The sequence below is a fragment of the Bacillus sp. MBGLi79 genome (genome assembly GCF_002953915.1).
In genome coordinates, this window is sequence record NZ_CP026521.1 from 3,463,244 (window position 1) to 3,469,793 (window position 6,550).

Annotated in this window: 6 protein-coding genes; all 6 read right to left on the reverse strand. The window is 48.5% G+C overall.

What is annotated here, in order from left to right:
• Positions 1 to 183 precede the first annotated feature (183 nt).
• Genes hemL through hemA form a run of 6 tightly spaced genes read right to left on the reverse strand, consistent with a single transcriptional unit; the run spans position 184 to position 6,442 of the window.
• The gene (gene hemL, locus C1T29_RS17710; RefSeq protein WP_208945506.1) at positions 184 to 1,479 is read right to left on the reverse strand and encodes a glutamate-1-semialdehyde 2,1-aminomutase; all 1,296 of its coding nucleotides are present in this window, start codon (positions 1,477 to 1,479) and stop codon (positions 184 to 186) included.
• Positions 1,480 to 1,504: 25 nt separating this feature from the next.
• A complete protein-coding gene (gene hemB / locus C1T29_RS17715; RefSeq protein ID WP_208945507.1) occupies positions 1,505 to 2,479 on the reverse strand; it encodes a porphobilinogen synthase in 975 nt (324 codons plus the stop codon).
• A 3-nt stretch (positions 2,480 to 2,482) separates the two neighbouring features.
• On the reverse strand, positions 2,483 to 3,274 hold the full coding sequence (locus C1T29_RS17720) for a uroporphyrinogen-III synthase (protein ID WP_026579130.1): 792 nt from the start codon (positions 3,272 to 3,274) through the stop codon (positions 2,483 to 2,485).
• A complete protein-coding gene (hemC, locus tag C1T29_RS17725) occupies positions 3,264 to 4,205 on the reverse strand; it encodes a hydroxymethylbilane synthase (RefSeq protein WP_020452463.1) in 942 nt (313 codons plus the stop codon). Before hemC ends, C1T29_RS17720 begins: the two co-directional genes overlap by 11 nt.
• 39 nt (positions 4,206 to 4,244) lie before the next feature.
• Positions 4,245 to 5,075, reverse strand: a complete 831-nt coding sequence (locus C1T29_RS17730) for a cytochrome c biogenesis protein (protein ID WP_020452464.1) — start codon at positions 5,073 to 5,075, stop codon at positions 4,245 to 4,247.
• 5 nt (positions 5,076 to 5,080) lie between these two features.
• Positions 5,081 to 6,442 carry a glutamyl-tRNA reductase gene (gene hemA, locus C1T29_RS17735; RefSeq protein WP_020452465.1) on the reverse strand — a complete coding sequence of 454 codons (1,362 nt, stop codon included), beginning with the start codon at positions 6,440 to 6,442 and terminating at the stop codon, positions 5,081 to 5,083.
• Positions 6,443 to 6,550: the final 108 nt, after the last annotated feature.

The window sequence follows — 6,550 nt, forward strand, 5'->3', positions numbered from 1 at the left end:
TCTACAGAAAATTGCAAACGATTGTTTTGCGGCAAACTGATATCCTCCCTTCACCTAATTTTTAAAATTAGATGTCAGTAAAGATGTATGAGAAAAGCAGGGAGAATATGAACAGAAAAATCATAAGCCGTTACCGGCACCATGCAAAAAAGAGCCGCCGGCAATGTCCGGCAGCCCTTTTCTTTATCTGGAGCGGCTGATTCTTTCGAATACGCGTTCAGCAGCTTGAATCGTATGCTCAATGTCGTCATCCGTATGAGCGGTTGACAAGAACAGCCCTTCAAACTGTGAAGGAGGGAGAAACACGCCTTCATCGGCCATCCCTTTATAATATTCGGCAAACAGTCCGAGATCAGCCTGTTTCGCGGTATCATAATTGATGCCCGGGTCATTTGTGAAGAAAAAGCCGATCATAGACCCCGCTCGATTAAATGTACACGGAATGCCATTTTTCTCGGCAGCTTCAGAAATTCCTTTTTCCAAACGGTCTGCTTTGCGGGAGAATTCCTGGTAGGATTCAGGAGTCAGCTGTTTCAATGTTTCGAGTCCGGCTGTCATGGCAAGCGGGTTGCCGGACAGCGTGCCGGCCTGATAGATCGGACCGCTCGGCGCAATTTTCTCCATGATTTCCGCCTTTCCTCCATAAGCGCCGACAGGAAGACCGCCGCCGATCACTTTTCCGAGGCAAGTCAAATCAGGCGTCACTCCGAAATAGCCTTGCGCACAGTTGTAGCCCACCCTGAAGCCTGTCATTACTTCATCAAAAATCAGCAGAGCGCCATGCGTCTCAGTCAGCTCGCGAAGCCCTTCGAGGAACCCTTTAACCGGAGGTACAACACCCATATTGCCCGCGACAGGTTCAACGATAACGCCGGCAATGTCCTCTCCGAATTCCTGAAAGACAAGCTTCATGCTTTCCAGATCATTGTAAGGAACGGTAATCGTGTTTTTTGCAATGCTTTCCGGAACTCCGGGACTGTCAGGGAGGCCGAGCGTTGCTACTCCAGAGCCCGCTTTAATCAGCAGGGAATCACCGTGTCCATGGTAGCAGCCTTCAAATTTCACGATTTTGTTACGGCCTGTGTAACCGCGCGCCAGCCGCAAGGCGCTCATCGTCGCCTCCGTACCGGAGCTCACCATCCGAACGATTTCTATGGAAGGAACGCGGTCGATAACAAGCTCGGCAAGCTCGGTTTCCAGTTCTGTCGGTGCACCGAAGCTTGTCCCGTGTTCTGCCGTCTTTTGAATTTCTTTCACCACTTTTTCATTGCTGTGTCCTAAAATAAGCGGTCCCCATGACAAGACATAATCGATGTATTCGTTTCCGTCAATATCATAGATTTTTGATCCTTTTCCCCGTTCCATAAAAATCGGGTCCATGTTCACTGATTTAAAGGCTCTGACCGGGCTGTTCACCCCGCCAGGCATGACTCGTTGCGCGTCTTCGAATGCCGCTTTAGACTTCTCATAGCTCCGCATCCTCTAAAACCCCCAGTTCAAATTCTTATTCCGAAATCCATTTTGCCGCATCTTTTGCAAAGGACGTAATGATCAAATCAGCGCCCGCCCGCTTCATGCTTGTCAGCATTTCGAGAACAAGAGCTTTTTCTTCAATCCAGCCGTTTTGGGCCGCGGCTTTGACCATCGCATACTCCCCGCTTACATTGTATCCGACAACAGGCAGGTTAAATTCGTTTTTCACTTCTCTGACGATATCAAGATATGAAAGCGTCGGCTTGACGATCAGGAAATCGGCGCCTTCTTCCACATCGGATTTTGCCTCCCGGAGAGCCTCCCTGCGGTTGGCATAATCCATTTGGTACGTCTTGCGGTCGCCGAACTGCGGACTGCTTCCCGCGGCATCGCGGAACGGGCCGTAAAACGCGCTCGCATATTTTACAGCGTATGACATGATCGGCACATTTGTAAATCCTTCCTGATCAAGCGCATCCCTGATGGCGGCAACGAAACCGTCCATCATGTTTGAAGGCGCAATAATGTCAGCGCCTGCACGGGCTTGGCTGACAGCGGTTTTTGCCAAAAGAACGAGCGATTCGTCATTTAGTATTTCACCGTTTTCCACAAGGCCGCAGTGACCGTGGTCCGTGTACTCGCATAGGCATGTATCTGCGATAACGACAAGCTCAGGAAAGTCTTGTTTAATTTGTGCAATCGCTTTTTGAACGATGCCGTGGTTGTGATAGGCTCCGCTTCCCACATCATCTTTGTGTTCAGGCACGCCGAAGACGATCACAGATTGAATGCCGAGGCCTGCGACTTCCTCCATTTCCTCTTTCAGCCGGTCCAAAGACAGCTGGTATACGCCCGGCATGGACGGAACTTCGCTTTTAACGTTCTCTTCCTCGGTTACAAATATCGGATAAATGAAGTCAGATGCTCTTAACTCGGTTTCTCTTACCAATTTTCGCATACCTGCTGTCGTCCGCAGGCGGCGGTGTCTTTGAAATGATGCTTCCATTTGTCATTCTCCCTTTCTTGAAATGCGGCATATTTCACGCAGCATTCCGTCGATTGTATAGACGTCCGGCATATATGAAGGAATTCCGTAGTCCGACAGCGCCTTCTTTGTCATAGGCCCGATCGTAATAAAAGCCGTACCGTTCTTTTCGGCCCACGTTCTGCTCTCCTCTTTCAAAATGGACATGAATGTATGTACCGTCGAGGAGCTGGTAAATGTCACAAAATCAAAAGACGCGTGTTTTGCTGCTTCCTTAAGCTCCAGAATTCCCTTTTCATCGCGAACGGTTTCATACAAAATCCATTCCGAAACTTGAATTCCGAGCGGAGTGAGGGTTTTCTTGATGACGTCCCGGGATAAATTCCCTTTTAAAACGGCAACTTTATCATGACGGCCGGCATTTCGCTTCAGTGCCTCCGCCAAATGTTCAGCCACGTATAACTCAGGCATCAGATCGACAGAAAGACCCCTGTCGCGCAAATACCTGGCCGTTTTTTCACCGACAGCGGCAACCTTGGCCTTTGATGCGAAAGGAACGCTGAACCCGGCGTTCTTCAAATAAGAAAAAAAGAATTTTGCCCCGTTCACGCTTGTAAAAACAAGCCAGTCCGCGCTTTCAAGATCTGCTCGAAAGCGCTGGGCCTGTTCTCGCGGGAGGGCGGGCCGAAACGAAATCAATGACGTTAAAACAGCTTCTCCGCCTAAAGCCTCCACCTTTTCCCTGAAGGATTGGGCTTGGGCTTTATTGCGGGTGACGAGCACTTTCTTTCCCTGTAAAGGAAGATCATGCTTCATTGTCTTCCAGCTCCTGTTTCACACGGTCAATCAGTGCCTTTGCTCCTTTTTCCGACATGACCGCCGCGCATTCTCTGCCGACAGCCTCCGGATCTTTTCCTTTTACTGTTTCTCTGTATGCGGTTTTTCCGTCAGGCGATGCCACAAGACCGGTCAGTTCGATGACGCCGTCTTCGTCCATCGTCGCAAATCCGGCGATTGGCACTTGGCAGCCGCCTTCCATCGCATGAAGAAAAGCGCGCTCGGCCGTGACGGTCAGCTGTGTGTAGCGGTCGTTCAGGCGCGAAAAGAGGGACAGCAGCTCCTCATCCGAGCCTCTGCACTCGATCGCCAACGCGCCTTGCCCAACGGCGGGAAGGCAGCTCTCTGGATCAAGAAATTCGGTGACGACATCGTCCTTCCAGCCCATTCTTGACAGGCCTGCCGCTGCTAAAATAATCGCGTCGTAATCTTCGGTTTCAAGTTTTTTTAACCTTGTATCGATATTTCCCCTGATCCACTTGATCTCAAGGTCGGGACGCATTTGCAAAAGCTGCGCGCTTCTTCTGAGGCTGCTCGTGCCGATAACCGCACCTTGTTTCAGGTCGGCCAGCTTTTGACGGCTTTTTGAAATGAGAACGTCCCTGGCATCTTCCCGTTTTGGAATGCAGCCGACCACCAGCCCTTCGGGAAGCGCCGACGGCATGTCCTTCATGCTGTGAACGGCCATATCAATTTCCCCGGAAAGCATCGCCTGTTCGATTTCTTTGACGAACAGGCCTTTCCCGCCGACCTTTGACAGCGTAACATCCAAGATCCGGTCGCCTTTTGTAACGATTTCCTTTATTTCAAACGTGAAATCCGGATTTAATTCCTCCAGCTTTTTGATCACCCATTTTGTCTGGGTCATCGCCAATTTGCTTCTTCTTGAGCCTACAATGATGTTTCTCATGTTTTCTTCCTCCCAATCCGTCACGGGCAACCGTTTTAACTAACTAAACCAATGAAATTGCGAAAAGCTGCCGAGCAAAAAGAAATTGATTAAAAGAACAAGAAAAGACGCGGTATTCCACATAGCCGCGATCCTTCCCTGCAGCTCTTTGACAATCCTGATAAATAAATAGTATCCGTATAAAAAAAGCAGCACGATCGATCCGAGCACTTTCGGATCCGCCCAGTACAGGGTTTCAAGCGATACATACGACCAGATAATCCCCAGAATCAGACTCAGCAAAAGCATGGGAACGCCGATGAGATTAAGGACATAAGCCATATGATCAAGTTTTGGCAAATCTTCGATTCGTAAGAGCCATTTCCCCCACTTTTTCTTTTTCAATAAACGGTACTGAAAAAGATACAGCACGGAAAAGACAAACGACAATGAAAACGCTCCATACGAAAGAATCGCCATTGTAATGTGGATGATCAAGAGCTCGGACACGAGCCTTCCCGAAAGCTCCGCCGACTGCTGGGCCGTCGGTGTAAACGTGTGGATCGCCGCCATTGAAAAGCCGATGAGATTGGTGAAAAAAACGAGAAATTCCACTTTCAAAAGCTTCGTCAAAACGAGAGACAGCGTGACAAGCACCCACGCGTAAAAATAAAGCCCCTGTGCATTATTCAAAACAGGAAACTGATCTGTGTACTGCATGAAATAAAAAAGGTATACCGTCTGCAGAATCCAGACAATAGAAAGCAACCAGAAGGCCGCTTTTCCCGCCTTCCGGTTGTGCTGTAAAAAGTCTATAAAATAAAAGAGGACGGTGAGCGCGTACAACACGATTGTAACTTCGTTAAGCCTTGCTAACAATGTGTCTGTCATGTCTGTCACTCGCTCGCGATAGAAGTCAAACCCTGCTGGTTTTGCCGCTTAAACGCATGAACCGGCTGGCGTTCGTCTTGATTCTCTCCGTCAGGAAAAGCCGCTTCTTCAATATCAAAAATCTGCGTAAACAGTGCAAGCTTTTCTTCGGCATCAGCTTCTGACGCAAACTCCTTCACTTTTAAAATCGGGTCGCGCAAGAGCTGGTTGATAATGCTTTTCGTATGCTTATTTAAAAGTTTTTTCTCTCTTGTGCTCAAGTGAGGGAGCTTCCGTTCGATGCTCTGCATCGTTTCCGCCTGGATTGTCAAAGCTTTTTCCCTGAGAGCAGAGATGACCGGCACGACGCCGAGCGTATTCAGCCATTGTTTAAAAGCGACGATCTCAGCTTCAATAATCAGCTCCACTTCTTCAGCAACGGCCTGACGCTCCTTCAGATTTTCTTCCACGATCCCTTCAAGATCGTCAATATCGTACAGAAAGACGCCTTCCACATCGCTGAGAGCCGGGTCAAGATCCCGCGGCACGGCAATATCCACCATAAAAAGCGGACATCCTTTGCGAAGCTTATTGACATGTTCGATCATCTCTTTTGTGACGACATAGCCGCTTGCGCCCGTTGAACTGATGAGAATGTCGGCTTCCATTAAAGCGCATTGCAGCTCATTTAAGCTTTTCGCCGCGCCTGAAAAACGGCCGGCAAGCTCCTTCGCTTTTGAAAATGTTCTGTTGATCACGGTAACCTGTCCGATTCCGTGGCCGTGCAGGTTTTGAACCGCAAGCTCTCCCATTTTGCCCGCGCCGAGAATCAGCACGTGTTTATCGGAAAGGTCGCCGAAGATTTTCCTGGCAAGCTCGACGGCTGCATAGCTGACGGATACAGCATTTGAAGCAATGTCCGTTTCGGCATGGCAGCGCTTCGCGACGGTGACAGCCTGCTTAAACAAATAGTTGAAAACGGTACCAATTGTCTTCTCTTCCTGAGCCAGCTTAAAACTTGTACGCACTTGGCCTAAAATCTGCGTTTCTCCAATAACCATCGAATCCAATCCGCACGATACGCGGAACAAATGTTCAACGGCTCCGTCGTTTTCATAAAACTTCAAGTAAGGCGAAATGTCCTCTTTGCTTAGTCCGAACCAGTTCGCCAAAAACATTTTCATATAATAACGTCCGGTGTGCAGCTGATCAACGACTGCATACAGCTCTGTCCGGTTGCATGTCGACACGATGATATTCTCAAGTATGCTTTTTTCTTCTTTCAATTGCGACATCGCCTGCCCCAGCTCATCCGGCTGAAAGGTTAACTTTTCACGTATATCAACAGGGGCTGATTTGTAATCCAATCCCACGACAAGTATATGCATAACTCTTGCTTGCACCCCCAACATCTATCTAAATTAGAATGATTATAATATAGAATTTATTATTCAAAACGATTATAACATATATTCACTATTTTCTCTTCCCAAAAT